The sequence below is a fragment of the Streptomyces sp. NPDC101165 genome, from assembly GCF_044768135.1.
In the GTDB taxonomy this organism is placed as follows: domain Bacteria; phylum Actinomycetota; class Actinomycetes; order Streptomycetales; family Streptomycetaceae; genus Streptomyces.
Genome location: NZ_JBIWPG010000023.1, coordinates 1 through 25,550 on the forward strand (window position 1 = coordinate 1; position 25,550 = coordinate 25,550).

22 protein-coding genes and 1 pseudogene are annotated in these 25,550 nt (G+C 70.4%); 12 read left to right on the top strand and 11 right to left on the bottom strand.

Annotation, left to right across the window (positions count from 1 at the left end; genetic code table 11):
* From ACIRVH_RS37190 to glgB, 3 genes are all read left to right on the top strand, one after another.
* On the top strand, positions 1-318 hold a 318-nt coding region (locus tag ACIRVH_RS37190), incomplete at its 5' end, for an alpha-glucosidase C-terminal domain-containing protein (protein ID WP_403963090.1).
* 93 nt (positions 319-411) lie between these two features.
* Positions 412-1,836 carry a maltokinase gene (locus ACIRVH_RS37195; protein ID WP_403963093.1) on the top strand — a complete coding sequence of 475 codons (1,425 nt, stop codon included), beginning with the start codon at positions 412-414 and terminating at the stop codon, positions 1,834-1,836.
* A complete protein-coding gene (gene glgB / locus ACIRVH_RS37200) occupies positions 1,833-4,328 on the top strand; it encodes a 1,4-alpha-glucan branching enzyme (RefSeq protein ID WP_403963095.1) in 2,496 nt (831 codons plus the stop codon). The genes ACIRVH_RS37195 and glgB overlap by 4 nt, the downstream gene beginning before the upstream one ends.
* 3 nt (positions 4,329-4,331) lie before the next feature.
* Here the strand turns inward: glgB and ACIRVH_RS37205 are convergent, their stop codons facing one another.
* The 4 genes from ACIRVH_RS37205 to ACIRVH_RS37220 form a co-directional block, all read right to left on the bottom strand.
* A complete protein-coding gene (locus tag ACIRVH_RS37205) occupies positions 4,332-6,611 on the bottom strand; it encodes a HelD family protein (protein ID WP_403963098.1) in 2,280 nt (759 codons plus the stop codon).
* Between the two features lie 193 nt (positions 6,612-6,804).
* Complete coding sequence (locus ACIRVH_RS37210) at positions 6,805-7,119, bottom strand: thioredoxin family protein (protein WP_403963485.1); 315 nt, start codon at positions 7,117-7,119, stop codon at positions 6,805-6,807.
* Positions 7,120-7,133: 14 nt separating this feature from the next.
* On the bottom strand, positions 7,134-7,562 hold the full coding sequence (locus ACIRVH_RS37215; protein WP_403963101.1) for a MerR family transcriptional regulator: 429 nt from the start codon (positions 7,560-7,562) through the stop codon (positions 7,134-7,136).
* Between the two features lie 29 nt (positions 7,563-7,591).
* The gene (locus ACIRVH_RS37220) at positions 7,592-8,113 is read right to left on the bottom strand and encodes an Lrp/AsnC family transcriptional regulator (RefSeq protein ID WP_403963103.1); all 522 of its coding nucleotides are present in this window, start codon (positions 8,111-8,113) and stop codon (positions 7,592-7,594) included.
* Positions 8,114-8,158: 45 nt separating this feature from the next.
* Between ACIRVH_RS37220 and ACIRVH_RS37225 the strand changes: the two genes are divergently transcribed.
* From ACIRVH_RS37225 to ACIRVH_RS37235, 3 genes are all read left to right on the top strand, one after another.
* Complete coding sequence (locus ACIRVH_RS37225) at positions 8,159-9,070, top strand: NAD-dependent epimerase/dehydratase family protein (RefSeq protein WP_403963105.1); 912 nt, start codon at positions 8,159-8,161, stop codon at positions 9,068-9,070.
* 1 nt (position 9,071) lies between these two features.
* A complete protein-coding gene (locus ACIRVH_RS37230; RefSeq protein ID WP_403963108.1) occupies positions 9,072-9,965 on the top strand; it encodes an aldo/keto reductase in 894 nt (297 codons plus the stop codon).
* A 68-nt stretch (positions 9,966-10,033) separates the two neighbouring features.
* Positions 10,034-10,453, top strand: a complete 420-nt coding sequence (locus ACIRVH_RS37235; protein WP_403963111.1) for a hypothetical protein — start codon at positions 10,034-10,036, stop codon at positions 10,451-10,453.
* 23 nt (positions 10,454-10,476) lie between these two features.
* Here the strand turns inward: ACIRVH_RS37235 and ACIRVH_RS37240 are convergent, their stop codons facing one another.
* The gene (locus tag ACIRVH_RS37240) at positions 10,477-11,244 is read right to left on the bottom strand and encodes a DUF2127 domain-containing protein (protein WP_403963114.1); all 768 of its coding nucleotides are present in this window, start codon (positions 11,242-11,244) and stop codon (positions 10,477-10,479) included.
* A gap of 100 nt (positions 11,245-11,344) precedes the next feature.
* The gene (locus tag ACIRVH_RS37245) at positions 11,345-13,036 is read right to left on the bottom strand and encodes an MFS transporter (protein WP_403963117.1); all 1,692 of its coding nucleotides are present in this window, start codon (positions 13,034-13,036) and stop codon (positions 11,345-11,347) included.
* A gap of 118 nt (positions 13,037-13,154) precedes the next feature.
* Between ACIRVH_RS37245 and ACIRVH_RS37250 the strand changes: the two genes are divergently transcribed.
* Positions 13,155-13,778, top strand: coding sequence for a TetR/AcrR family transcriptional regulator (locus tag ACIRVH_RS37250; protein ID WP_403963120.1), 624 nt, complete (start codon positions 13,155-13,157; stop codon positions 13,776-13,778).
* A gap of 123 nt (positions 13,779-13,901) precedes the next feature.
* Here the strand turns inward: ACIRVH_RS37250 and ACIRVH_RS37255 are convergent, their stop codons facing one another.
* A complete protein-coding gene (locus ACIRVH_RS37255) occupies positions 13,902-15,320 on the bottom strand; it encodes a cation:dicarboxylate symporter family transporter (RefSeq protein ID WP_403963489.1) in 1,419 nt (472 codons plus the stop codon).
* A 121-nt stretch (positions 15,321-15,441) separates the two neighbouring features.
* Between ACIRVH_RS37255 and ACIRVH_RS37260 the strand changes: the two genes are divergently transcribed.
* On the top strand, positions 15,442-17,070 hold the full coding sequence (locus ACIRVH_RS37260; protein ID WP_403963123.1) for an ATP-binding protein: 1,629 nt from the start codon (positions 15,442-15,444) through the stop codon (positions 17,068-17,070).
* A complete protein-coding gene (locus ACIRVH_RS37265) occupies positions 17,067-17,762 on the top strand; it encodes a response regulator (RefSeq protein ID WP_403963127.1) in 696 nt (231 codons plus the stop codon). Before ACIRVH_RS37260 ends, ACIRVH_RS37265 begins: the two co-directional genes overlap by 4 nt.
* On the opposite strand, the gene ACIRVH_RS37270 is transcribed toward ACIRVH_RS37265, so the two are convergent.
* The 4 genes and pseudogenes from ACIRVH_RS37270 to ACIRVH_RS37285 form a co-directional block, all read right to left on the bottom strand.
* Positions 17,644-18,021, bottom strand: coding sequence for a tetratricopeptide repeat protein (locus ACIRVH_RS37270; RefSeq protein ID WP_403963130.1), 378 nt, complete (start codon positions 18,019-18,021; stop codon positions 17,644-17,646). The two genes, ACIRVH_RS37265 and ACIRVH_RS37270, sit on opposite strands and share 119 nt — an antisense overlap.
* Positions 18,022-18,515: 494 nt before the next feature.
* A pseudogene (locus ACIRVH_RS37275) lies at positions 18,516-19,220 on the bottom strand (NB-ARC domain-containing protein); the annotation flags it as partial.
* Entirely contained in the window at positions 19,217-19,774 is a 558-nt protein-coding gene (locus tag ACIRVH_RS37280; RefSeq protein ID WP_403963133.1) for a hypothetical protein, read from the bottom strand. The pseudogene ACIRVH_RS37275 and the gene ACIRVH_RS37280, both read right to left, overlap by 4 nt.
* Positions 19,775-19,806: 32 nt before the next feature.
* Positions 19,807-21,990 (bottom strand): tetratricopeptide repeat protein, encoded by a 2,184-nt coding sequence (locus ACIRVH_RS37285; RefSeq protein WP_403963136.1) that lies wholly within the window; start codon positions 21,988-21,990, stop codon positions 19,807-19,809.
* A 341-nt stretch (positions 21,991-22,331) separates the two neighbouring features.
* Between ACIRVH_RS37285 and ACIRVH_RS37290 the strand changes: the two genes are divergently transcribed.
* From ACIRVH_RS37290 to ACIRVH_RS37300, 3 genes are all read left to right on the top strand, one after another.
* Positions 22,332-23,207 (top strand): nucleosidase, encoded by an 876-nt coding sequence (locus tag ACIRVH_RS37290; RefSeq protein ID WP_403963139.1) that lies wholly within the window; start codon positions 22,332-22,334, stop codon positions 23,205-23,207.
* 107 nt (positions 23,208-23,314) lie between these two features.
* Positions 23,315-24,682 carry an extracellular solute-binding protein gene (locus tag ACIRVH_RS37295; protein WP_403963142.1) on the top strand — a complete coding sequence of 456 codons (1,368 nt, stop codon included), beginning with the start codon at positions 23,315-23,317 and terminating at the stop codon, positions 24,680-24,682.
* Positions 24,679-25,542 carry a carbohydrate ABC transporter permease gene (locus ACIRVH_RS37300; RefSeq protein WP_403963145.1) on the top strand — a complete coding sequence of 288 codons (864 nt, stop codon included), beginning with the start codon at positions 24,679-24,681 and terminating at the stop codon, positions 25,540-25,542. The genes ACIRVH_RS37295 and ACIRVH_RS37300 overlap by 4 nt, the downstream gene beginning before the upstream one ends.
* Positions 25,543-25,550: the final 8 nt, after the last annotated feature.

Genomic DNA, 25,550 nt, shown 5'->3' on the forward strand with positions numbered 1-25,550 from the left:
ATGATCGAGATCCGCAAACAGAACCCCGCCTTCGGACTCGGCACCTACACCGAACTCCAGTCCTCCAACCCCGCCGTCCTCGCCTTCCTCCGCGAGGCCCCCTTGTCCGAGGAGGGAGGGGACGACCTGGTGCTCTGCGTCCACAACTTCTCCCGGTTCGCACAGCCCACGGAGCTGGATCTGAGGCGGTTCGGGGGGCGGCATCCGGTCGAGCTGTTCGGCGGGGTGCGGTTCCCGGCGATCGGCGAGCTGCCGTACCTGCTGACCCTGGCGGGCCACGGCTTCTACTGGTTCCGGCTGCGCCGGGACGCCGCGTAGTCCGGCCGGGCGGGACGGCGACCGGTTTCCGCCGTCCCGCCCGGGGCACCCATCAGTCACACCCCGACGACCCGGGGAAAGGACGTGACGCCCATGGCGGATACGGTCACCCCTTCCGGTACGACTCCCACTTCCGGTCGCCTCCTCACCTCGCTCGAACCCCTGTTGCGCGAGTGGCTGCCCAGACAGCGCTGGTTCGCGGGCAAAGGCCGCCCGATCACCGGGTTCACCCAGGTGGCGGCCACCGAACTACTGCCCCACGACCGTCGGCTGGGGCTCCACCACCTGCTCCTGCGCGTGCACCAGCCGCCCGTGCTCGGCGCCCCGGCGCACCCCGGTGACTGCTACCAGCTGCTGATAGGCGTGCGCGAGGCGCTGCCGCCCCGGCTGGCGCCCGCGCTCATCGGACATGTCACCGAGGGCCCGCTCGCCGGCCGCACGGTGTACGAGGCCCTGTACGACCCCCGGCCCGCCGACGTTCTCCTGGAGGCCCTGCGCACCCGGGCGCGCGTCGGCGGGCTTCGGTTCGAACGGGACCTGGACCAGGAGATCCGGGAGGGACTGGTGGCCCGTCTGATGACCGGCGAGCAGTCCAACTCCTCGATCGTCTACGGCGATACGTTCATCCTGAAGCTGTTGCGCCGGGTGGTCCCCGGCGTCAACCCCGATCTGGAGATACCGCGCGCCCTGGCCCGCGAGGGCTGCGCCCGGGTGCCCGCGCCGACGGCGTGGCTGCGGACCGAGCCTGCCGACGAGGCCGACGCGTCGTACGTCCTGGCCGTGCTCCAGCCGTTCGTGAGCGGCGCCGCCGACGGCTGGGAGCTGGCACTGCGCGAACTGGCCAAGGGCGAGGACTTCGTCGCCGAGGCCCGGGCGCTGGGCCGGGCCACCGCCGAGGTGCACACCGCCCTCGCCCACGCCCTGCCGACGGTCACCCTGGGCCATGCCCAGCTGCGGCTGCTGGTGGACGGCATGACCGAGCGGCTGACGGCGGCCGTCCAGGCGGTGCCGGCGCTCAGGCCGTACGAGCAGGGGCTGCGCTCGGCCTATGCGGCGCTGGACGACCTGGCCGCCGAGGGGCGCACCTGGACCGCCCAGCGCATCCACGGCGACCTGCATCTCGGCCAGTGTCTGCGCTCACCGTCCGGCACCTGGTCGCTGATCGACTTCGAGGGCGAGCCGGCCCGGCCGCTGGCCGAACGGCGCCTGCCGCAGCCGCCGGTGCGGGACATCGCCGGGATGCTGCGCTCCTTCGACTACGCCGCACACTCGGTCAGCCCGCCCGCGCCGGGCTGGGCCGAGCGCTGCCGGGCCGCGTACTGCTCCGGGTACGCGGAGGCGGCCGGCCGCGACCCGCGCACCGATCCCGTACTGCTGCGGGCCTACGAGACGGACAAGGCCGTCTACGAAGTCGTCTACGAGGCCCGCCACCGCCCCGACTGGCTGCCTGTACCCCTTGCCGCGGTACGCCGCCTCGCCACGTCCGACCCGACCCTCGCCCGGGAGACCCGTCCGTGACGTCCAAGAAGCCTGCCACCTCGAAGAACGACAAGTCCGGCAAGAGCAAGGCCGAGCAGAGCAGAGAGGAGACGAGCACAGCCGAGCAGGCCGGGGCCGGGAAGAAGGCCGCGGCCAAGAAGACCGCCGCCAAGAAGGCCACGGCCAAGAAGACCACGGCCAAGAACGTCGCTGCCAAGAAGGCCACTGCCAGGAAGGCCGGTGCCGCCGCGAAATCCGGTTCTGCCGCAAAGACCGGTGCCGCCAGGATCCCGGGCGCCCGCAAGCCCGAACCGCCCGCCCGGGAGCGCCCTGCCGAGGTCGCCGTCTCCCCCGCGCTCGACGCCGGCGACCGCGAGCGGCTGCTGCACGGCGCCCACCACGCCCCGCACGCCGTCCTCGGCGCCCACCCGGTGCCGGGCGGGGTCGCCTTCCGCGCCTTCCGTCCCTACGCGCAGGCGGTGACCGTGGTCTCCGGCGGCCTGCGGGCAAACCTGCACGACGACGGGGACGGCTTCTTCTCCGGGCTCCTCCCGCTCACCGAAGTCCCCGCCTACCGGCTGCTGGTGACGTACGACGGCACCGTCCACGAGACCGAGGACGCCTACCGCTTCCTGCCCGCGCTCGGCGAACTGGACCTGCACCTGATCGGCGAGGGCCGGCACGAGCAGCTGTGGGGGGTGCTCGGCGCCCACGTCCTGACCCACCAGGGCGTGACCGGCACCCGGTTCTCGGTGTGGGCACCGAACGCGCGGGGAGTGCGCGTCGCGGGGAACTTCAACTTCTGGGACGCCGGCGGACACCCGATGCGCTCGCTCGGCTCCTCGGGGGTGTGGGAGCTGTTCGTGCCGGGCATCGGCGAGGGCGAGCTGTACAAGTTCGAGATCACCCGCCCGGACGGCTCGCGCACCCTGCGCGCCGACCCGATGGCCCGCCGTACCGAGGTCCCGCCGGCCACCTCGTCGATCGTGCACTCCTCGCACCACGAGTGGGGCGACGCGGAGTGGATGGCCCATCGCGCCGACACGCCCGTGCACGAGGCGCCGCTCTCCGTGTACGAGGTCCATCTGCCCTCCTGGCGTCCCGGCTTGACGTACCGCCAACTGGCCGACCAACTCCCCGCTTACGTCACGGAGATGGGCTTCACCCACGTGGAGATGATGCCGGTCGCCGAGCATCCCTTCGGCGGCTCCTGGGGTTACCAGGTCACCGGCTTCTACGCCCCGACGGCCCGGCTCGGCACCCCGGACGACTTCAAGCACCTGGTGGACCGGCTGCACCAGGCCGGTATCGGCGTCCTGATGGACTGGGTGCCGGCGCACTTCCCGCGCGACGACTGGGCGCTGGCCGAGTTCGACGGGCGCCCGCTGTACGAGCACCACGACCCGCTGCGGGCCGCGCACCCCGACTGGGGCACCCTGGAGTTCGACTTCGGCCGCCGCGAGGTGCGCAACTTCCTCGTCGCCAACGCCGTGTACTGGTGCGAGGAGTTCCACATCGACGGGCTGCGGGTGGACGCCGTCGCCTCCATGCTCTACCTCGACTACTCACGCGAGCCCGGCCAGTGGACGCCGAACGAACACGGCGGCCGGGAGAACCTGGACGCGGTGGCCTTCCTGCAGGAGATGAACGCCACCGTGTACCGCCGCTGCCCCGGGGTGGTGACCATCGCGGAGGAGTCCACCGCCTGGGACGGTGTCACCCGCCCCACCCATCACAGGGGCCCCAGCGGCTTCGGCGGTCTGGGCTTCGGCCTGAAGTGGAACATGGGCTGGATGCACGACTCGCTCCAGTACATGACCCACGACCCCGTCCACCGCAAGTACCACCACCACGAGATGACCTTCTCGATGGTGTACGCGTACAGCGAGAACTACGTGCTGCCGATCTCCCACGACGAGGTCGTGCACGGCAAGCGGTCCCTCGTCTCGAAGATGCCGGGCGACTGGTGGCAGCAGCGGGCCAACCACCGCGCCTACCTCGGCTTCATGTGGGCCCACCCCGGCAAACAACTGCTCTTCATGGGCCATGAGTTCGCCCAGGGCGCCGAGTGGTCCGAGGCGCACGGCCCGGACTGGTGGCTGCTCGACCCGTCGTACGGCGCGGAGGCGGACCACCGGGGCGTCCGGGACCTGGTCCGCGACCTGAACGCCGGCTACCGCGCCGCTCCGGCCCTGTGGCAGCGCGACACCGATCCGGCGGGCTTCCAGTGGATCACGGGGGACGCGGCGGACGACAACGTCTTCGCGTTCCTGCGTCACTCCGCCGACGGCACCCCGCTGCTGGCGGTCTCCCACCTGGCCCCCGTGGTCCGCCACGACTACCGCATCGGCGTCCCCGAGGACGTCCCGGCCTGGCTGGAGGTCCTGAACACCGACGCGGCCCGCTACGGGGGCAGCGACGTGGTCCACCCCGACCCGGTCAAACCGGAGCCGCCGGGCGCCCATGGGCGTCCGGCGAGCATCCGGCTGACCCTGCCTCCGCTGGCCACGGTATGGCTGCGGCCGGCCTAGCGATCAAGGCCGGTCCGCCACCGCCTCGGCCAGGGCCCGCGGCAGCGGTCCCGTGTGCAGCACGCCGAGTCGCTGGGTCGCCCGGGTCAGTGCCACGTACAGGTCGCTGGTGCCGTACCGGCCCGGCTCGACGACCAGCACCGAGTCGAACTCCAGGCCCTTGGACTGGCGGGGGTCGAGGAGGACGACGGTGCGGGTCAGGTCGGGCTCCGCGCCCGCCGTCACCCCGTCCAGCCGTGCGGCCAGCTTGCGGTGCAGGTGGCGCGGGGCGATGACCGCGAGGCGGCCCTCGGTGGGGGTCAGTTCCGCGACGGCCTTGGCTACGGCGCCGGGCAGGTCGTCGGTGGCGCGCACCCAGGGCCGTACGCCGGTCGAACGGACCGAACTCGGGGGTTCGAAGCCGGGGTTCTCGGCGCGGACGACGGCAGCCGCGAGTTCCATGATCTCGGCCGGCGTGCGGTAGTTGACGCCGAGGCGCGTGTGCTCCCAGCGGTCCTCGACGTACGGACGGAGGATCTTCGACCAGGAGCCGACGCCCGCCGCCTCCGCCGTCTGGGCCGGATCGCCGACCAGGGTCATCGAGCGGGTCGGACTGCGCCGCATGAGCAGCCGCCACGCCATCGGCGACAGCTCCTGCGCCTCGTCGACGATGATGTGCCCGAACGCCCAGGTCCGGTCGGCCGCGGCCCGCTCGGCGGCGCTGCGGTGGTCCGCCTCCTCCTGGCGCTCGGCGAACCGCTCGGCGTCGATGATGTCGTGGGCGGACAGGACCTCGGAGGCGTCGGGGTCACCGTCCTCCTTGTCCTCGAACTCGTAGGTGCGGGAGGCGTAGGAGACGTCGAGCACGCCCTGTGCATAGGCCACCTGCGTCTCCCGCTCCCGCTCCGCCCGCGCCCGCGCCCACCGCTCGTCCACGCCGAGCAGCTCGGCCGCCTCGTCCAGCAGCGGTACGTCCGCCACGGTCCACTCCCGGGTCACCGGCCGGCGGATGACCGCCGCGTCCTCGTCGGAGACGTAGCCCACGGGGTCGGCGAGGAAGTCCGCGACCAGGCGCTGCGGTGTCAGGCGCGGCCACAACTGGTCGATGGCCGCCCAGACCTCGGGGTTCTCGGCCAGCTCGTCGCGGATCTGGGTGATGTCGGAGGCGTCCAGCAGGCTGCTGCCGTCGTACGGGTCGGTGCCCACGCGCTCGGCGTACAGCTCGGTGAGCGTGTTGAGGATGTGGCCCTCGAAGTACTCCCGGGCCACGTTGTGCGGCAGCTTGGCGGCGCGGGTGCGTTCGCGGGCGACCTTCACCAGGCCGTCGTCGAGCATCAGGATCTCGCGGTCGTGCTCGATCGCGATCACCGGATCGGGCAGCGACTGCCAGTCCTGTACGACCTCGGCGAGTACGGCCGCCATGTCGGCGCGGCCCTTCACCGCGGCCGCCTCCCGGCCGTCGGTCACCGTCGCCTTCACACCGGGGAACAGCTCACCGACCGTGGCCAGCAGCACTCCGGTCTCACCGAGGGAGGGCAGCACCTCGCCGATGTAGCCGAGGAAGGCCGGGTTGGGGCCGACGATGAGGACCGCACGGCGGGCCAGCAGCTCCCGGTGTTCGTAGAGGAGATACGCCGCCCGGTGCAGCGCCACCGCCGTCTTGCCGGTGCCGGGGCCGCCCTCGACGACCAGCACCCCGCGGTGCGGTGCCCGGATGATGCGGTCCTGGTCGGCCTGGATGGTCTGCACGATGTCGCCCATCCGGCCGGTGCGGGCCGAGTTGAGCGCGGCCAGCAGCACGGCGTCCCCGGTCGGGTCCTCGTGACCGGTGCGGGTGGCGTCGCCGAGGTCCAGGATCTCGTCGTGCAGCGAGGTCACCGTCCGGCCCTGGGTGGCGATGTGCCGGCGGCGGCGCAGGCCCATCGGGGTGTGACCGGTGGCCAGGTAGAAGGGACGGGCGACGTCGGCCCGCCAGTCGACGAGGACGGGTGTGTGTTCGGTGTCGTCCTCGCGCAGCCCGATCCGGCCGATGTGGTGGACCGTGGCCGATGGGGGTCCCCCCTGCTCGAGCGAAGTCGAGAGCTTGGGGGACAGGTCGATCCGGCCGAAGCAGAGCGAGCCGTCGACGGCGTTCAGCGCGGCGAGCAGCCCCGAGCGCTCGGCGACCAGGATGTCCCGCTCCAGCCGGGCCTGCATGGGCTTGTCGCCCTGGGCGAGCGCATCCGCGACCGAGGTCTCGGCCTCACCGCGCAGCACGTCCACGCGCGCGTACAGTCCGTCGATGAATTCCTGTTCGTGGCGCAATTCATCATCTGGAAATTCGGTGTTTGACAATTCCGCTCCCGCCCGGATATACTGTGCCCAGTGAACTTCTCCGCGACCGCTCCGAATTGAAGTCGCGAATCACTGAATATACGCAGAGAAATCCCCCGAGCGCAATTGCTCGGGGGATTTCTCGTGTCAGGCGACGCTCAGGCGCTTCAGTGTGCTGGGGGCGCTACAGCACGTCGGCCAGCTCGTCCAGCAGTCGGCGCTTGGGCCGTGCGCCCACCATCGACCGCACGGGCTCGCCGTTCCGGAAGAGCATGAGGGTCGGGGTCGACAGCACCCCGTGGGCGACCGTCGTGGAGGGATTGCGGTCCACGTCGATCTGGACGATTTTCAGCCGGTCGCCCTCCTCGAAGGCGATGTCCTTCAGCACGGGCGCCAGCTGCCGGCACGGCCCGCACCAGTCGGCGGTGAACTGCACCAGCACCGGAAGGTCCGCGCCGATCACCTCCGCCTCGAAGTCCGCGTCCGTCACCTCGGCCAGTCCGCTCACCAAGCTCACCACTGCTGCCCTCCCAGCTCGCACAGGGGATCCGGACCTCCCGGAACCAGCGCCTCGGCGGCCAGCTCGTTCCGGGCCTCCTCCGCCCGCCGCAACTGCCCCGCGACCGTCTCCCGCACCGCCGTCAGCTGCCCGATCAGCGCGTCCAGTTCGTCCAGCTTGCGCCGGTAGACCACGAGGGACGCCGGGCAGGAGTCGCCCTCCGGGTGCCCGGCCCGCAGGCACTCCACGAACGGCCGCGTCTCCTCCAGGTCGAACCCGAAGTCCTGCAGCGTCCGGATCTGCCGGAGCAGCCTGACGTCCGCCTCGTCGTACGTGCGGTGTCCCTTGTCGTCGCGCCGGGCGGGCAGCAGCCCCCGTGCCTCGTAGTAGCGCAGGGTGCGGGTGGTGGTCCCGGCCCGTGCGGCCAGCTCGCCGATTCGCATACCCACGACCGTAGGTGTTGACGTCGGCGTCAAGGCAAGACGGGCGGCAGCAGCGGCTTGCGGCGCACCGGTGAGGACAGCACGATCGAGGTCGTCGTACGGCCCAGCGCCGAGGTCTGCTCCAGGATCTCCTCCAGGTGCACGGTGTCGGTGACGGCGACCTTGACGATCCAGCAGTCCTCCCCGACGACGTGGTGCACCTCGGTGATCTCCGGGCGGTCGAGCAGCTCCAGGGTCCTCGGGTGCTTGAGGGTGTAGCCGCCGTGCGGGTTGACCCGGATGAAGGCCTGGATGCCGTAGCCGAGGCGGGCGGGCGCGACCTGCGCGCCGTACCCCTCGACCACCCCCGCCGCCTCCAGCCGGCGCACCCGCTCGGCGACGGCCGCCGGGCTCAGACTGACCCGCCGCCCCAGCTCGCTGAGCTTGATCCGCCCGTCGGTCTGCAGCAGTTCGAGGAGGTGCCGGTCCACCGCGTCGAAGGCCACTGGTGTTTCGTTGGTGACGGCCCGCAGATGCCGTTGTTCTTTCGGTGCGGTGACCGCATCTCCCATGTCTCCCCCTTCAGGAACCCGTGTGACGCCCGGAGAATTATGGTCATGGAAAAGGCGCGAGAGGTACTGGTCATCGGCGGCAACCGCTATTTCGGCAAGCGGCTGATCGCCCGTCTGATGGCGGCCGGCGACCGGGTCACGGTCCTGAATCGCGGTTCGTCCGCACCCCCGCCGGGAGTGGTGCATCTGGTGGCCGACCGCGACGACGAAAAGGCCCTGGCCGAAGCCGTCGGCACCCGCGTGTTCGACGTCGTCCTCGACCAGGTCTGCTACACCCCGCGCCAGGCGGCCGTCGCCCGCCGCGTCTTCGCCGGACGCACCGGCCGCTATGTGCTGACCTCGACGGTCGAGGTGTACGAACACGAGGACTCCGGGGAACTGGTGCCGGAGGGTGCCGTGGACCCCGCCACGGTCGCCGTGGACCTGGAACTGCCCTGGGACGAACCCGAGTTCCTGGAGTCCCACTACGGCGAGGGCAAGCGGCAGGCGGAGGCGGTGTTCACGACCGACCCCGCGTTCCCGTTCGTGTCCGTCCGGGTGGCCCACGTGCTCGGCGGCGACGACGACTTCACGGGCCGCCTCCAGCACTACGCCGACCGCATCCGCACCGGCGCCCCCGTCGCCGTACCACCGGTCACGCACCCGGCGACGTACGTCCACGTCGAGGAGATCGCCGACTTCCTGTTCTGGGCGGCCGGCGAGGACTTCACGGGCCCGGTGAACGCCGCCTCCCACGGCCTCCTGGCACTGGACGAGCTGGGTACGGCCGTGGCGTCCCAACTCCCCGACGGGGCAGTGGTGTTCGAGGTGACCGAGTCCGGCGAGGTCTCCCCCTTCGCCTTCCGCCGCCGCTACGGCATGGACAACTCCCGGGCCACGCGGCTCGGTTTCACCTTCGGTGACGTACGGCAGTGGCTGCCGAAGGCCGTCGCCGAGACCCTCGGAAAGGACGACTGACGTGCGGTACCGCACCCTTGGCGGACTGAAGGTGAGCGCGGTCGGGCTCGGCGCCATGCCGCTGTCGATCGAGGGCCGGCCCGACGAACGACGCGCCCTGGCCACGGTGCACGCGGCCCTCGACGCCGGCGTGACCCTGCTGGACACGGCCGACTCCTACCATCTGCCGGGCCAGGACCCCGGCCACAACGAACTCCTCCTCGCCCGCGCCCTCGCGGCCTACGGCGGTGACACCGATGCCGTGCTCGTGGCCACGAAGGGCGGCCGGGGCCGCCCCGCCGACGGCAGCTGGACGGTGACGGGCTCACCCCGGCACCTCAGGACGGCCGCCGAGGCCTCCCTGAAGCGGCTCCGCGTCGAGGCGATCGGCCTCTACCAGCTGCACAAGCCCGACCCGGCCGTGCCCTTCGAGGACTCCGTCGGCGCACTGCGCGACCTGCTGGACGAGGGCAAGATCCGCCTTGTGGGCCTCTCCAACGTGACCACGGAGCAGATCCACCGCGCCCGCGCCGTCCTCGGCGACCGGCTGGCGTCGGTCCAGAACCGCTACTCCCCCGAGGTCCGCGACAGCGAGCCCGAGTTGCGGCTGTGCGCGGAGCTGGGGCTGGCGTTCCTGCCCTGGAGCCCGCTGGGCGGGATCTCACGCAGCTCACTGGACGGCCCGTCGAGGCCGGCGGGCAGCGCCCGGTTCGCGGCGTTCCACGAGGTGGCCCGGGAACGCGGGGTGAGCCCCCAACAGGTGTGCCTCGCCTGGCTGTTGTCCCTCTCCCCGACCGTGGTCCCGATCCCGGGCGCGAGCCGTCCGGAGACTGTCCAGAACTCGGCCGGGGCAGCGAACCTGGTGCTGAGCGAGGAGGAGCTGACCCGGCTGACGCGGTCCACGCGGACGCCGTGAATCCCCTCCCCCGTCACCCGCACGGTCCGAAGAACCACGCCATCGCCCCATGAAGCCTGGAGATTCGCATGGACGCCCTGCACCTCACCGACGCCAGCCGCATCCTCGCCGGCGTCGTCCTGCTCACCGTTCCGACCATCGAGATCGGCGGCTGGTTCATGACCCGCATCGTGCGCGGCATGGTGCCGATGACACCGTTCCAGAAGTCGTTCGCCCGAGCGGGCCACGCGCACGCCGGTGTGCTCGTCATCCTCAGCCTGGTGTGTCTGCTGTACGCCGACGCGGCCGGCCTGTCCGGCGCGGTCGGCTGGATCGCGCGCCTCGGGGTCCCGGCCGCGGCGATCCTGCTGCCCGGCGGCTTCTTCGCCTCCGCCATGGGCCCCGGCGACATCGACCGCCCGAACGGGATGTTCGCTCTGGTGTGGGCCGGGGCCGTCGCGCTCGCCGTAGGCGTGGTCAGCGTGGGAATCGGGCTCCTGACAGCCTGATCCGGCCCGGGGTGGGGGTCGGCTCAGCCGACGGCCACCCCGGCCGACTCCTCGACCTCCATCAGGGAGGCACTGTGCCGCTCCTCCTCGAACTTCCGGCGGCCGCCGCGCAGGCCGAACAGGCGCTTGGTCAGGGCGATGTAGAGCACCGCGAGGATGTTGAGGACCAGGGTCGCGATCTTCAACCAGCTGATGTGCTCGGTGAGTTCGTAGATCTCCAGCGGGAGGAAGGCGGCGGTGGCCACCACCGTCAGGTACTCCGCCCAGCGCTTGGCGTACCAGAGGCCGACCGCCTCCACCAGCTCGATCAGCGCGTATGCGAGGAGCAGGGCCGCGACCAGCAGCAGCGTGTCGTGCTTGTAGCCGAAGGCCTTCTGGATGGAGCCGACGACGGGTGAGTGGTCGAGGTCGTAGTGGAAGTGCCGGAACACGGGCCGGAAGGCGTCCAGGTAGTCGTTGAAGAGCTTCCGTACCGCGTCCTGGCTGTTGCTGAACTTCCACACCGCGACCGCGACCAGCACGATGAACACTCCGCGCACCGCCCGCTCGATCGCCAGGAAGCGCAGGATGAACAGGTCCCGCAGCACCTTCCCGCGCGCCACCAGCGGCGCCTCGTCGGCCGGCCCCGAGCCGTGCGGCTCACCCAGCACGAAGTCCCCGCAGCGCAGACAGCGCCACACGTCACCGAGCGCGGTCTGCGCGTGCAGCGGTACCCGCAGCCGGGGATCATCGGGCGCGTAGGTCACGTGCCCCTTCCGCGCGCAGGTCCGCCGGTCCCAGTCGATCTTCATCCCCCGTGCCTCCATGCTCGTTCGGGAACACGCACGAACGTGCCGTTCCGGTTCCGGATCGGCACGTTAGTGGACGCGGGTGAGAAGACGTCGTGGGGGATCAGCCGGCTGCGCTCTCCGCGAGTTCCCTTTCCTCGGCCTTCTGCTCCGCCACGGCGGCCTCGTCCTCTACGGCGGCCTCGCGGCGCGGCAGCAGCACGGCCACCAGAATCGTGCCGATGCCCAGGACCACCGCGCCGATCAGGCTGGTGTGGGCGACGGCGTCGGAGAAGGCGGAGCCGACCGCTTCGGCCATCCGGTGGGCGCCGGAGGCGAGCTGTGTGGCCTGCTGCTTGAGCTGGGCGGCCTGCTGCGGGTCGCTCGTCCGCGCGGCCTGTACGGCCAGCTGGTGCGCCTTGTCGCCGATGCCCTGAGCGACGGCGTATCCGGCGCCGACGGAGTCCTGTGCGGTCTCGAGGGCGCTCGCCGGGAGCTTGCTGCCTGCGGTGGCGTCGGTGAGGTGGTCGCCGTACGAGGTGGCGAGCAGGGAGCCGAGGATCGCGATGCCGAGCGAGCCGCCCAGCTCCAGCGAGGTGTCGTTGACCGCGCCGCCGACGCCCAGCTCGGACTCCGGGAAGGCGCCCATGATCGCGTCGGTGCAGGGCGAGAGGGCGAGGCCGATGGCGAGGCCCAGGATGATCAGGGGGGCCAGGAAGTCGGTGTACGTCGAGCCGGCGTCGACCCGGGTGAGCAGTGCCAGTGCCGTCGTGCCGCCGACCATGCCCGCGGTGACGGTGAGCTTCATGCCGACGCGCGGGGTGAGCCAGCCGGTGAGGGCCGAGCCGACGAAGACCGCGCCGGCCAGCGGCAGCATGCGGACGCCGGTCTCCAGGGCGTCGTAGCCGAGGACGAACTGCAGGTGCTGGGTGAGATAGTAGAAGGCACCGAAGACCGCGAGGAAGAACAGGGCGACGGCGAGGTTGGAGCCGGCGAAGCGGCGGTCGGTGAAGCGGCGCACGTCCAGGATCGGGCGGGGGTGGCGCAGCTCCCGGACGACGAAGGCGACCAGGCCCAGGCCCGCGACGACGGCGGCGGTGACGGCCTTGGTGCCCCAGCCGAAGTGCGGCCCCTCGATGATCATGTAGACCAGCGAGCCGGTCCAGATCACCGACAGCAGTCCGCCGACGTAGTCGATGCGGTCGTGGTGCCCGGCCTTGGACGGCGGTACGAGGACGAGGGCGCCGATGATCGCCAGCGCGGCGATGGGCACATTGATCAGGAAGGTCGAGGACCAGCCGTGGTCGCGCAGCAGGGCGCCCGCGACCACGGGTCCGGCGGCGATGGCGAGCCCGGCGGTGGCGGTCCAGAGCGTGATGGCCTTGGCCCGCTCGGCGCGCGGGAAGGTCGCGGCGAGGAGGGAGAGCGTGGCGGGCATGATCAGCGCGGCACCGACACCCATCACGGCGCGGGCCGCGATGACCGCCGTGGAGCTGTCGGCGAGGTAGCCGGCGATCGCTCCGCCGCCGAAGACGACGAGGCCGAGGACGAGGGCGCCGCGGCGGCTGTACTTGTCGCCGATCGCGCCGAGCAGCAGCATCAGCGCCGCGTACGGGACGGTGTAGCCGTCGATCACCCACTGCAGGTCGGCGCTGGACAGACCGAGGTCCCGGGTCATGTCGGGCGCCGCGACCGTGAGGGCGGTGTTGGCCATCACGATGATCAGCAGGCTCAGGCAGAGCACCAGGAGCGCCCACCAGCGCCGGGCATAGGGCCGGTCCGTCCTTTCGACCGGTTCGTTCATGACGAGTCGCATGGCAGGGGTCGCCTTCCTCGGTTACGCGACGGGACTTGCACAGCGGCGTGCAATTGCACAACCATGTGCAATGTACGCCGTTGCACAGCACTGTGCAAGTCGCGGAGGGGCGTGCAGAATGACTGCCATGACCACGGGTAGCTCCAGCCGCGCCGACGCCAACCGGCGCCGCATCCTCGACGTCGCCCTCGCCGAGCTGCTGCGCGACCCCGACGCCTCCATGGACCAGATCGCCCGCGCCGCGGGGGTCGTACGGCGGACGGTGTACGGGCACTTCCCGAGCCGTGAGGCGCTGATCAGCACGCTCGTCGACGGAGCGGTGGAGGCGCTGGCGCAGGCGGACGCGGGGGCTCGTGCGGGGGTGGCCGACCCGGCGGAGGCGGTGGCCCGGTCGGTACTCGCGATCTGGCAGATCGCCGACCGCTACCGGCTGCTGGTCGCCCTGGCCCAGCGCACGGTCACCGTGCAGGGCATCCGCGAACGCCTCGCACCCCTGCGCGAGAACAAGGTCCAGCTGCTCCAACACGGCCTGGACGAGGGCGTCTTCAGCTCCCCGCTGCCCGCGCCGGCCCTCGCGTACGTGCACGAGCAGCTGCTGTTCGCGGTGACGGAGGCGGTGAACGACGGCCTGGTGACAGCGGAGGAGGCGGGCCGCTCGGCCACGGTCACCGTACTGACCGCGGCGGGCGTACCCGCCTCCACGGCCACCGAGCTGGTGGCCAAGGTGAGCGCGGAGTCGTAGACCCCTAAAGACATGGAAGCCGGGCGGCTGGGTGAACGGGGGGAGACCCAGCCGCCCGGCGGTGGTTCCCGGACGCCCGGCCCGGGTTCAGGCGGGGCCGGACGTCCGGAGCTTTCTCAGGAGTCAGGCCTTGGCCAGCTCCTTCTCCCCGTCCTCGCGAGGCTCGGGAAGCTCCTTGACCGCGGCCTCGTGCTCGTCCAGCAGGGTCGTCTCGTCGAACGGCAGCTCACCGGCGAGGACCTGCCTGACCCGGCTCTTGTCGATCTCCTTCGTCCAGGTGCCGACCAGGACGGTGGCGACCGCGTTGCCCGCGAAGTTGGTCAGCGCACGCGCCTCGCTCATGAAGCGGTCGATGCCGACGATCAGACCGACACCGTCGACCAGCGCGGGCTTGTGCGACTGAAGGCCGCCGGCCAGCGTCGCCAGACCCGCACCGCTGACGCCCGCCGCGCCCTTGGAGGCCAGCAGCAGGAAGAGCAGCAGCGGGATCTGCTCGCCGATGGACATCGGGGTGCCCAGGGCGTCGGCGATGTAGAGGGACGCCATGGTCATGTAGATCATGGTGCCGTCGAGGTTGAAGGAGTAGCCGGTCGGCACGGTGATGCCGACGACCGGCTTGCTGATGCCCAGGTGCTCCATCTTCGCGATGAGCCGCGGCAGCGCGGACTCGGAGGAGGAGGTCGACAGGATCAGCAGGAACTCGCGGGCCAGGTACTTGAAGAGCGTGAAGATGTTCAGCCCCGCGACGATCCGCAGCAGCGCGCCGAGCACGATGAAGACGAACAGGAAGCAGGTCACGTAGAACCCGAGCATCAGCACGGCGAGGCTCTTCAGCGCGTCCAGGCCCGCGGAGCCGACGACGGCCGCGATGGCACCGAAGGCGCCGATCGGCGCGGCCCACATGACCATGGACAGGATGCGGAAGACCAGCCGCTGGATGTGCTCGACGCCCCGCAGCACCGGCTGCCCGGCCGGCCCCATGGCCTGCAGCGCGAACCCGGCGAGCAGCGCGACCAGCAGGGTCTGCAGCACCTGGCCCTCGGTGAACGCGGACACGAAGGTGAGCGGGATGATCGACAGGACGAAGTCGACCGGCGGCAGCGCGTCGGGGGACACCTGGTCGTGCCCGGTCGCCTTGATGGCGTTGGTGATGTGCAGCCCGTCCCCCGGGTGCAGGACGTTGCCGACGACGAGGCCGATGGCGAGCGCGACGAGCGACATCACCAGGAAGTAGCCGAGCGCGATACCGCCGACGGCACCGACCTTCGCGGCCTTCCGTACGGAGCCGATGCCGAGCACGATCGTGCAGAAGATGATCGGCGAGATCATCATCTTGATCAGGTTCACGAAGCCGGTGCCCAGCGGCTTCAGCTCGACTCCGGCATCGGGCCAGATGAGCCCCACAGCGATGCCGAGCGCGACCGCCACAATGACGGCGATGTACAGGTAGTGGGTCCGGTCCCGCTTCACGCGGGGTGCGGCAGGTGCCGTATCGGGGGAACTGGCGGCCACGGCTGCCCTCCTTGACGTCTTCGTCGGCATCACCGGCGTGCGGCTCACGTCCGGGGGTTGTGGGGGATGCCTGGACTATCTCCCGGTCTGTGAGGGCGGTCACCCTTCCGTTCATTTAGTTCATGCTTAACCCGAGAGGCACACTGCTGACATGCGCTTCCCGTCCCTCCCCCGCCCCCGCAGCCTGGCCGGCCAGCTGTTCGCCATGCAGGCCGTGCTGATAGCGGTGGTCGTGGCCGGGTACGCGCTGTTCACCTACGTCAGCGACGAACGGCAGGCCGAGGACGCGGCCGCCCGGCACGCGACGGCCGTGGCCCGCTCGATCGCGGACTCCCCCTCGGTCCGCTCGGCGATCCACACCCCCGATCCGACCGAGCGGCTCCAGCCCTACGCGATGCAGGTCATGCGGGACGCGAACGTCGACTTCGTGACGATCATGACCCCGGCCGGGATCCGCTGGACCCACCCCGACGAGAATCAGATCGGCAAGCACTTCCTCGGCCGCATCGGCCCCGCGCAGCACGGCCGCACCTTCACCGAGACCTACACCGGCACCCTCGGCGCGTCCGTCCGCGCGGTCACCCCGGTGGAGGAGAACGGCAGGGTCATCGGCCTGGTCAGCGCCGGCATCAAGGTCGAGGCGATCAGCGCACGGGTCCGGGGCCAGGTCACGGCCCTGCTCGGCGTGGCCGGCGTCGCACTGCTGCTGGGCGCCGTCGGCACGTACGTGGTCAACGCCCGTCTGCGCCGCCACACCCACGGCATGAACGCGGCCGAGCTGAGCCGGATGCACGACTACCACCAGGCGGCGCTGCACGCGGTCCGCGAGGGGCTGCTGATGCTGGACGGGCAGTTCAGGGTGGCGCTGATCAACGACGGCGGCCGGGAGCTGCTGGGGGTCGGCGAGGAGGAGGACGTGATCGGCAGGTCGGTGGCCGACCTCGGCCTGCCGACTCCGCTGACCGGGGCGCTGCTGTCCTCGGAGCCGCGCGTGGACGAGGTGCACCTGACGGCGTCCCGGGTGCTGGTGGTGAACACCTCACCGGTGTCCGGGGGCGAACGCCGCGGCACCGTGGCGACCCTGCGAGACGTCACCGAACTCCAGTCCCTCATGGGTGAGTTGGACTCGGAGCGGGGCTTCACACAGGCCCTGCGCTCGCAGGCTCACGAGGCGGCGAACCGCCTCCACACGGTCGTCTCGCTGATCGAGCTGGGCCGGGCGCAGGAGGCCGTGGACTTCGCCACGGCGGAACTGGAGCTGGCCCAGGCCCTCACCGACCAGGTGGTGGCCGCCGTGAGCGAGCCGGTGCTGGCCGCCCTGCTGCTGGGCAAGACGGCCCAGGCGAACGAGCGGGGCGTCGAGCTGGTGGTGTCGCCGGACAGCCGGCTGGACGACGGCGTGCTCCCCGCCGAGCTGTCCCCGCGGGACCTGGTCACGGTCCTCGGCAATCTGATCGACAACGCCGTCGACGCGGCCCAGGGCAGTGCACGGGCGCGGGTGACCGTGACGGCGTACGCCTCGGCCGCCGAACTGGTGCTGCGCGTGTCCGACACGGGACCTGGTGTCGACCCCGCCCATGCCGACCTGGTATTCCAACGGGGGTTCACGACGAAGCCGGCGGGACCCGGCGGGCGGGGCCTGGGTCTGGCCCTGGTCCGGCAGGCGGTGACCCGGCTCGACGGGACGTTGACGGTGGCGGAGTCCGACGAGGAAGGGGAGGGCGGAGCGGTGTTCGAGGTGCGGTTGCCGTTGCGCACATCGGTGGGTGACAGCAGATGACGGGTTCGGTGTCGCAACCCATTCGGGTCCTCGTCGTCGAGGACGACCCGGTGGCCGCCGACGCGCATGTGATGTACGTCGGCCGGGTGCCGGGATTCGTGGCGGTGGGCAAGGCGCACACGGGCGCCGAGGCGCGCCGCTTCCTGGACCGTACGCCCGTGGACCTGCTGTTGCTGGACCTGCATCTGCCGGATGTGCACGGGCTGCAGCTGGCACGGTCACTGCGGGCGGCCGGGCATCACGCGGACGTGATAGCGGTGACGTCGGCGCGGGACCTGGCGGTGGTGCGGGAAGGGGTCTCGCTCGGGGTCGTCCAGTACGTCCTGAAGCCGTTCACGTTCGCGACGCTGCGGGATCGGCTGGTGCGGTATGCCGAGTTCCATGCGGCCGTGGGGGAAGCGAGCGGTCAGGACGAGGTGGACCGGGCGTTGGCGGTGCTCCGGGCGCCTGGGCCTGCGGCGCTTCCGAAGGGGTTGAGCGCGCCGACGCTGGAACGGGTCACGGGGGTGCTTCGGGAGGCGTCGGAGGGGCTTACGGCTGCGGGGGTGGCTGAGGCTGTGGGGATTTCGCGGATTACTGCTCGGCGGTATCTGGAGCATCTGGTGGAGGCGGGGCGGGCTGGGCGGGAGCCGGTTTATGGGCAGGTGGGGAGGCCGGAGTTGGTTTATCGGTGGGTTTCTCAGGGGCGGTGAGGGCGGCGGCCTGGGCGCGGGCTTGGGCGGCTTGGGCGAGGGAGTTGGCCCGAGCGAAGGCTCCAGCGGCTTGAAGCCACACGGCACGGGCTTGGGCGGGGCCGCTACTGGCCACCTGGATGAGGGTGAGATTCGCAAGGGTCTGCCCTTCTCTGTACCAGTCCTCGAACCCTCTGTAGATGTCCAGCGCCTCCTTGTACGCTTCGACGGCCTCCTCCGTCCGGCCTGCTTCCTGCAGAGCCTTACCGAGGTTGAACAAGGCAGGGCCCTCCCTGTGACGACGTCCAAAGGCCGACGGTAAAACCCCATCACCCGATCCCGCGCCGCCCCGCCCTCCGCCTGCAAGTGCACGCCCTGTGCCACGACACCGGCCCCGAACGCCCGGACCAGGTCATGCGACCTCCACCGCCCACGCGCACTCCCCCGCTCCACGAGATGCGCACGTGCCAGCGACCTCAGGTCCCTCAGCGGAGGAGCCTCGGTGCCGACGAGCACGGCGGCGACCTCATCGCTCGCCTCGGGGCCCGGCGCGAGGGCAAGCAGACGTAGCAGACGGGCCTGGTCAGAAGGCAGTCGCCGGTAGGAGAGGTCGAAGGCGGCGCGGACGGTGCGCGCGCCGTCGTCGAGGAGACCGAGACGGTCGCGCGCGGCAGCGAACTCATCGACGAGTTCCGCCACCGGCTGATCCGGGTCCTCCGCCAACAGCGCCGCCGCGATCTGCAAGGCCAGCGGCAGATGTCCGCACAGGTCGGCCAACCGCCCGGCCCCCTCGGGGTCATCAGTGACGCGGCTGTCGTCGGGATCGGCGGTTTTCAGAGCAAGGTCGAGAAGGTCGTACGATTCGTCGGGCTCGAGCTGTTCCAAGGGGACCCGCCTGACTCCGAGTTGAGGCAGACGATCTCTGGATGTGACGAGAACCCGGTGCCGGTTGCCGCCGGGCAGCAGAGGTAGTGCCTGATCCGGCGAGGACACGTTGTCCGTGAGGATCAGCATGGCCTCCCGCTCGTTGAGCAGCGACCGATAAAGCCCCGACCGCTCGTCCGCGCTGGCCGGAATGTGCTCGGGCTCGACGCCGAGCGCCCGAAGCAACGACTGAAGTGCCTGGTCTGCCGTCACCGGTGCGTCGTCGTACCCGTGCAGATCCACGAAGAGCACACCACCCGGAAACCACCCCGCTTCCCTGGCCGCGTACGCCGCCTCCACCGCCAGCGCGGTCTTGCCGATGCCGCCCAGCCCTGACACTGCGGTGACGAGCACGGCTTGGGGCTCACCCGGACCGGCCGCCGGGTTCAGCACATCGCGCAGTCGGCCCAAGTCCCCTTCGCGCCCGGTGAATCCCGCCGTTCTGGGAGGCAACGCGTCCAACGCCGTAGGCGCCGGCGCTGGCTGCCGGTACTCCGCCTTCCCGATGACCGTCCCTCTGAACTCCCCGTCCTGGAAGTGGATGTGATCGCTCACCCCGCCCGGCCTCCGCTCCCGAACGGCAGGGCGTACTGAACGATGTACACCCCCAGCCCGACCACCGAAACCGCCTCCGGAACGGAGAGAATCACCAACCCGGTCGAGGCGTCATCCCCCACCCAGTACACGACCAGCGCACTCAACGGCACGACGCAGAAGGCCAGCAGGTCGATCACGCACTGCATGACCTTCCGGGAGAACCGGCGGGCGTCTCCCCGATGGGCGACCTCCCACTTGAAGACCTCGGTCCCCTGCACCTGCACCATCTCGGCAAGCCGAGGCCCCAACTCCCCCCGCACATAGGCCCCGATTGCCGAGATCTTCTGGTCATTGACGAGATACGTCCACCCGAGCACGACGCACACCGGCGGCAACGCCAACAGCATCGCGGTCTGCTTGGCCTGTGCCGCGGCGGCGATCACGGCAGCCACCACGGTCAAGGTCACATACAGCAGATTGTCCCGGAACCCGATCCGCGTCTTCTGCTCGTCCTTGATCGCCTGATACTCGGTGAGCAGCAACTGCCCTGCGGTCACATCACGTTCGGCCACTCCACCCCCCCTATCGGGTACTCGCTGCCTCTTCATTCCACTGCCGGCCCGCCCAATCCCTCCATGGCCAGGCGCAGGTTGTTCCATGCCCCCATCTCACGCACTCGGTCACCGGCTCGTTGGAAGGCGTTGAGTGCCAGGGTGAGGGCGTCGGCGGCTTCACGGGGCCGGCCGGTCTCCAGCAGTGCCAGGCCCAGGTTGTTCCACGCCCTCCCCGCACCGTCCGGGTCGTCGGCATCGGTATAGGCGGCGCGTGCCTCGTTCAGGGCGTCGATCGCCTCCTCGTATCGTCCCATCTGGGTGAGAAGGACAGCCATGTTGTTGAGCTGCTCTGCCACGGACCGGCTGTCATCGCTCTGCCTGTGGATCTCCGCAGCCCTGGAGAAGGCGGCGAACGCCTCCTCCGGTCTTCCAGCGAGCTGGAGTGCTCTGCCGAGGTTGTTGGACGCCATTGCTTCACCGATGGCGTCCCCCACTCTGCCCGCGAGGTCGCGGGCGGTCCGGCCGACGAGGATGGCGTCGTCCGAAAAGCCGCGCCAGCACAGGTACTCACCCAGGCACAGGGCCAGGTCAACGGCGCTGGTGGCGTGCTGCAGGTCGGCGGCGCCCCACTGCACGGCCGCGACCAGTCCCACCCGCTCCTTGTCCAGCCAGTCCAATGCCGCTTCCCGGCTCTCGAAGACGGCGGTGCTCGGATCCACCGGCAGATCTCGCAACAGGTCGTCCGCCGCGTTGGCCCACCTCCGGTAGAAACGCAGTAGGCGCGAACGAGCCGCCTCGGCCTCCGAACGAAGCACAGGGTCGGCCACGGTGACGCTCATCGCGTACTCCCGCACGAGGTCATGGAGCCGCCATTCCGTACGGCTGCTGCCTCGGTCGACGAGGTACGCCCGCTCCAGTCCGGCCAGAGTCCCTGCCGGCGGCGTGTCTTCGCCCACCAGGGCGCAGATCGTGTGCGCGCTGATCTCCGAACCCGACGCCAGCGCCAGCAGTCGCAGCAGCCGGGCCTGGTCCTCGGGCAACCGGTCATAGGAGAGAGCAAAGGCGGCACAGATGCTGCGCTCACCGTCGTCAAGGAGCGTGACCCGCATGCTGTACTGCTTCTTGAGGGCCGCGACGAACTCGACGACCGGCATCCCCGGGTCATAGGCGAGCAGTGCGGCAGCGATCTGCAGAGCAAGAGGTAAGTGGCCGCAGAGTGCGGCGAGTTCGTGTGCCGCACTCGGGTCGTCGGAGATCCGCGCGTCATCGGGTACGGCCGTACGGAGCGCTTCGTCGAGCAGCTCGACGGACGCATCGGGTGCCAGCTCTCCGAGGGAGAGCGAGAAGGCGCCCAGCGATGCGGGCAGCCGGGTGCGCGAGGTGACCAGAACCCGATGACGCACGTCACCAGGGATCAGCGGTCGCACCTGAGCGGGTGACGAGGCGTTGTCCACCAGGATCAGCACGCGATCGGTGCGTTCCGCGAGCCGCGTGCGGTAGTGGGCGGCTCGCTCTTCCTCCCCGGACGGAATGTGCTCGGACGGCATCCCCAGCGCACGCAGGAGCGAGTGCAGGGCGCGCCCCGCGGTGACTGGTACCGCATCGTATCCGTGCAGGTCGACGAAGAGTGTTCCGCCCAGAAACCACCCCTCGCCGTCCGCAGCGTGCGCGGCCTCCACAGCGAGGGCGGTCTTGCCCGCTCCGGCCAGGCCGGTCACAGCTGCGACCGCGGACCGGCCCGGTGCGCGGTCAGATGTCGGTGCGAGGGCGGCCAGGAGCTTGCGCAGGTCGCCCTGCCGGCCGGTGAAACCCGGTTGGGTGGGCGGGAGCTGGGCCATGGCGGGCGGTACGGGGCCGAGGTTGTTGTACACGACCTGCGCGCCGACGACACTGCCGAGGAACATGCCCTGACCGAAGTCGAGGTGATCGCCCTGGTACCAGGCGCCGGTACCGGGCGCCTGCCGGTCCATCGCGGCAGCGACCGCGGATGCCGTCTCGAGATCGTCCGCGAGCGTGTGTTGAACCCGCTTGGCCCAGGTCACCAACTCCGCCCGCAGTGCGGGCTCCTGCCCTCCGCGCGTATGGGTGGTCGCGGCAAGACCGACGGGATCGACGCGTCCGACGTCGCCGGGCGCATCGTCTGTTCCGTGCACCAGTTCGGCCAGGGCCTTCAGCGCCTCACGCCCGAGGGAGCCGACCTCGCCGTCGGCGAGTGCCGTCAGCAGTACCGTCAAGGCCGCTTCCATGTGCTTCCCCCGTGACGTCCAGACGTCCGCAACGTCCCGTGACCGGTGCACCAGTGACCGGACGGTCCGGTGAACCGGTCATCCGATGTCACCTGGTGTGCATTCAAGTTACTGGGCCATGGGCCGGCCGGACAGCCATTCCGCGAGAGCCGTGGCAACCAGACCGGCCGGTGCCGTTCGACGGCCGGCTGCCCGCTGCACCGCTCCCGGGCGGCATGTCGCGGGAGGGCCCGCCGTGCCGGTGCATGCCGTAACTTGAAGTATTCGGACCCGCGGCAGTCCCTGCCTCAGGGGTGAACATACTCAGGCGAGTTGGGATGGGCGGAACGGTGGAAGACGTACTCCCCACATTGGTGATCCTCACGGCGCTCCCCGTCGAGTACGAGGCCGTCCGAGAACGACTCACCGGTTGCGAGCCGCTGGTGCACCCCTCCGGTACGAGGGTCGAGCGGGGCCGGCTGGCAGGTACCGAATGGCACGTGGCGCTCGCCCAGATCGGAGAGGGCAATCAGACCGCCGCGATCGTCACCGAACGCCTCAGCACATGGCTGAGCCCCCAGGCGCTGTTCTTCGTGGGAGTCGCGGGCGGCCTCAAGGAGGAGATCCGGATCGGTGACGTCGTGGTGGGCACGCGCGTGTACGCCTATCACGGCGGCAAGCAGACACCGGAAGGCTTCTACGCCCGCCCGCGCGCCTGGGACGCCTCACACCGCCTGGAGCAGGCCGCCAGATACGCACTGCGCGGGCCACGCTGGCGGGACAGAGTGCACTTCAAGCCGATCGCCGCCGGTGAAGTGGTCCTCAACCATGCCGAGTCGGACCTGGCCGACCAACTCCACCGTCACTACAACGACGCCGTTGCCATCGAGATGGAGAGCGCTGGCGTCGCCCACGCCGCCCATCTCGTCGGTGGCCTGGACACCCTCACCGTACGCGGCATCAGCGACAAGGCCGACGGGGCGAAACACCTGGCCGACGCGTCCGGCTCGCAGCCGCTGGCCGCTGCGACCGCCGCTCGGGCGGTCATGGCCATCATCGCCGAGCTGGAGCCCACGGTCCGGCCGCACGCATCGGCCCAGCGCGAGCCCTCCGCGCCGAGCGTCCGGTACGGGGGCGACCACATCGACTTCCGCGGCGGGACCTTCTACGGGCCGGTCACCGGCAAAGTGGTACGCGGGCCGGAGGCGCCAGGCGCCGACAGGTGAAGCAGGGGCCCAATCCCACGCAGACGCATTGACCTGACTAGACCACTCCTCTTACGTTCACACGGCAGCCATTCCCGCGCCACCACCCAGTGAGTTCGCAGGAGGTCATGCCCGTGCGCCCCACCGCCACCGCCCTCGTAGCACTCACCCTCGCCGCAACCACCCTCACCGCCTGCGGCAACGGTTCCGGCAGCAGCCCCAACACCGTCAAGGTCTCCTTCAAGCAGTCGACGGACAACTCCATCAAGGTGATGGACACCTACCTCGCCGACATCAAGAAGCAGTTCGAGAAGAAGTACCCCGGCAAGAAGGTGGAGCTGGTCCCCATCAAGGCTCCGGACTCGGAGTACTACACCAAGCTGCAGCAGATGCTCCGCTCCCCCAGGACCGCCCCGGACCTGGTGTACGAGGACACCTTCCTGATCAACTCGGACATCACGAGCGGGTACTTGAAGCCCCTCGACCCGTATCTCGCCAAGTGGCCGGACTGGCAGCAGTTCATCGACACCGCCAAGAGCGCGGCGAGGGGCGAGGACGGGAAGACGTACGGCGTCCCGGACGGCACCGACACGCGGGGTCTCTGGTTCGACAAGCGCGTCTTCAAGAAGGCCGGTCTGCCCGCCGACTGGCAGCCGAAGAACTGGGACGACGTCCTCGCCGCCGCGCGCACCATCAAGCAGAAGGTCCCCGGCGTCACCCCGCTCAACGTCTACACCGGCAAGCCGGCGGGTGAGCGGGCCACCATGCAGGGGTTCGAGATGCTTCTGTACGGCACCGGCGACGGGACGTCGGACCCCCTGTACGACAGCGGCAGCAAGAAGTGGATCGCCGGGAGCCAGGGGTTCAGGGACTCGCTGAAGTTCGTCGAGACCGTGTACGAGGAGAAGCTCGGCCCCGACGTCTCCGACGCCCTCGATCCCAACTTCGCCACCACCGTCAACGGCGAGCTTCTCCCCCAGGGCAAGCTCGGCATCGACCTCGACGGCTCCTGGCTCCCGCAGGCCTGGCTGCCGGGCAGCGGGCACGAGTGGAAGGACTGGTCCGAGCGGCTGGGGCTCGCCCACATGCCCACCCAGCACGGCCAGGCCCCGGGGAAGGTGAGCATGTCCGGCGGCTGGACCTGGGCCGTCCCGGCCAAGGCCGCCCATCCGGACCTCGCCTTCGACTTCATCAGGACCATGCAGACGAAGGACAACGCCCGGAAGTGGTACATCGCCAACTCCGGTATCGCGGTGCGGAAGGACGTGGCGAGCGACCCGGCGTACGCCACCGCCCAGCCCGGCATCAAGTTCTTCACCGACCTCGTCGCCAGCACCCACTACCGGCCCGCCTACCCCGCGTACCCGAAGGTGTCGACCGCAGTCCAGGACGCCATGGAGGGTGTCAGCACCGGTGACCGATCCGTGGACGAGGCGGCACATGGCTACGACTCCGCCCTCAAGGACGTCACCGGCGACGAAGTCGTCCGGAAGTGAGGCGCTGTCAGGGGGTCACCCGTGCTCTCCCCCTCGTCCCCGGTCTGGTCCTCCTGCTTCTCTTCCTCGCCGGCCCCATCGCCTACTGCGTCTACATCGCCTTCACCGACCTCCAGCTGACCGGCCAGGCCCACTCCTCCTTCGTCGGCCTCGACAACTTCCGCAGGGCCTTCCACGACGACGCGTTCCTCAACGCGGTGTGGCTGACGCTGGTGTTCACCGTGCTGTCCTCGCTCGTCGGGCAGAACACCCTGGGTCTCGCCCTCGCGGCGCTGATGAAACGAGCCTCCAGACCCGTGCGCACCATCACCGGCACGGTCGTGATCACCGCCTGGGTGCTGCCCGAGGTCGTCGCCGGGTTCCTGCTCTACGCCTTCTTCCGGCGCGAGGGCACCCTGAACGCCATCCTCCAGCACCTCCATCTGCCGGCGCAGAACTGGCTGTTCACCCTGCCCATCCTCGCCGTCTCCTTCGCCAACGTCTGGCGCGGTACGGCGTTCTCGATGCTCGTCTACTCGGCCGCGCTCGACGAGATACCGAGCGAGATCGGCGAGGCCGCGGAAGTGGACGGTGCGGGCGGTTGGCGGCGGATGTGGCACATCACCCTGCCGATGATCCGGCGTTCCATCGGCACCAACCTCATGCTCAACACCCTGCAGACGCTCTCCGTCTTCGGGCTGATCTGGGTGATGACCCGGGGCGGGCCCGGCGACAAGAGCCAGACCCTGCCGCTGTTCATGTACGAACAGGCCTTCCAGAACAGCATGATCGGGTACGGCACCGCCGTCGCCCTGCTCCTGCTGCTCGTGGGCTCCCTGTTCTCCGTCGTCTATCTGCGTCTGCTGCGGACGGAGGTGTAGGACCGGTC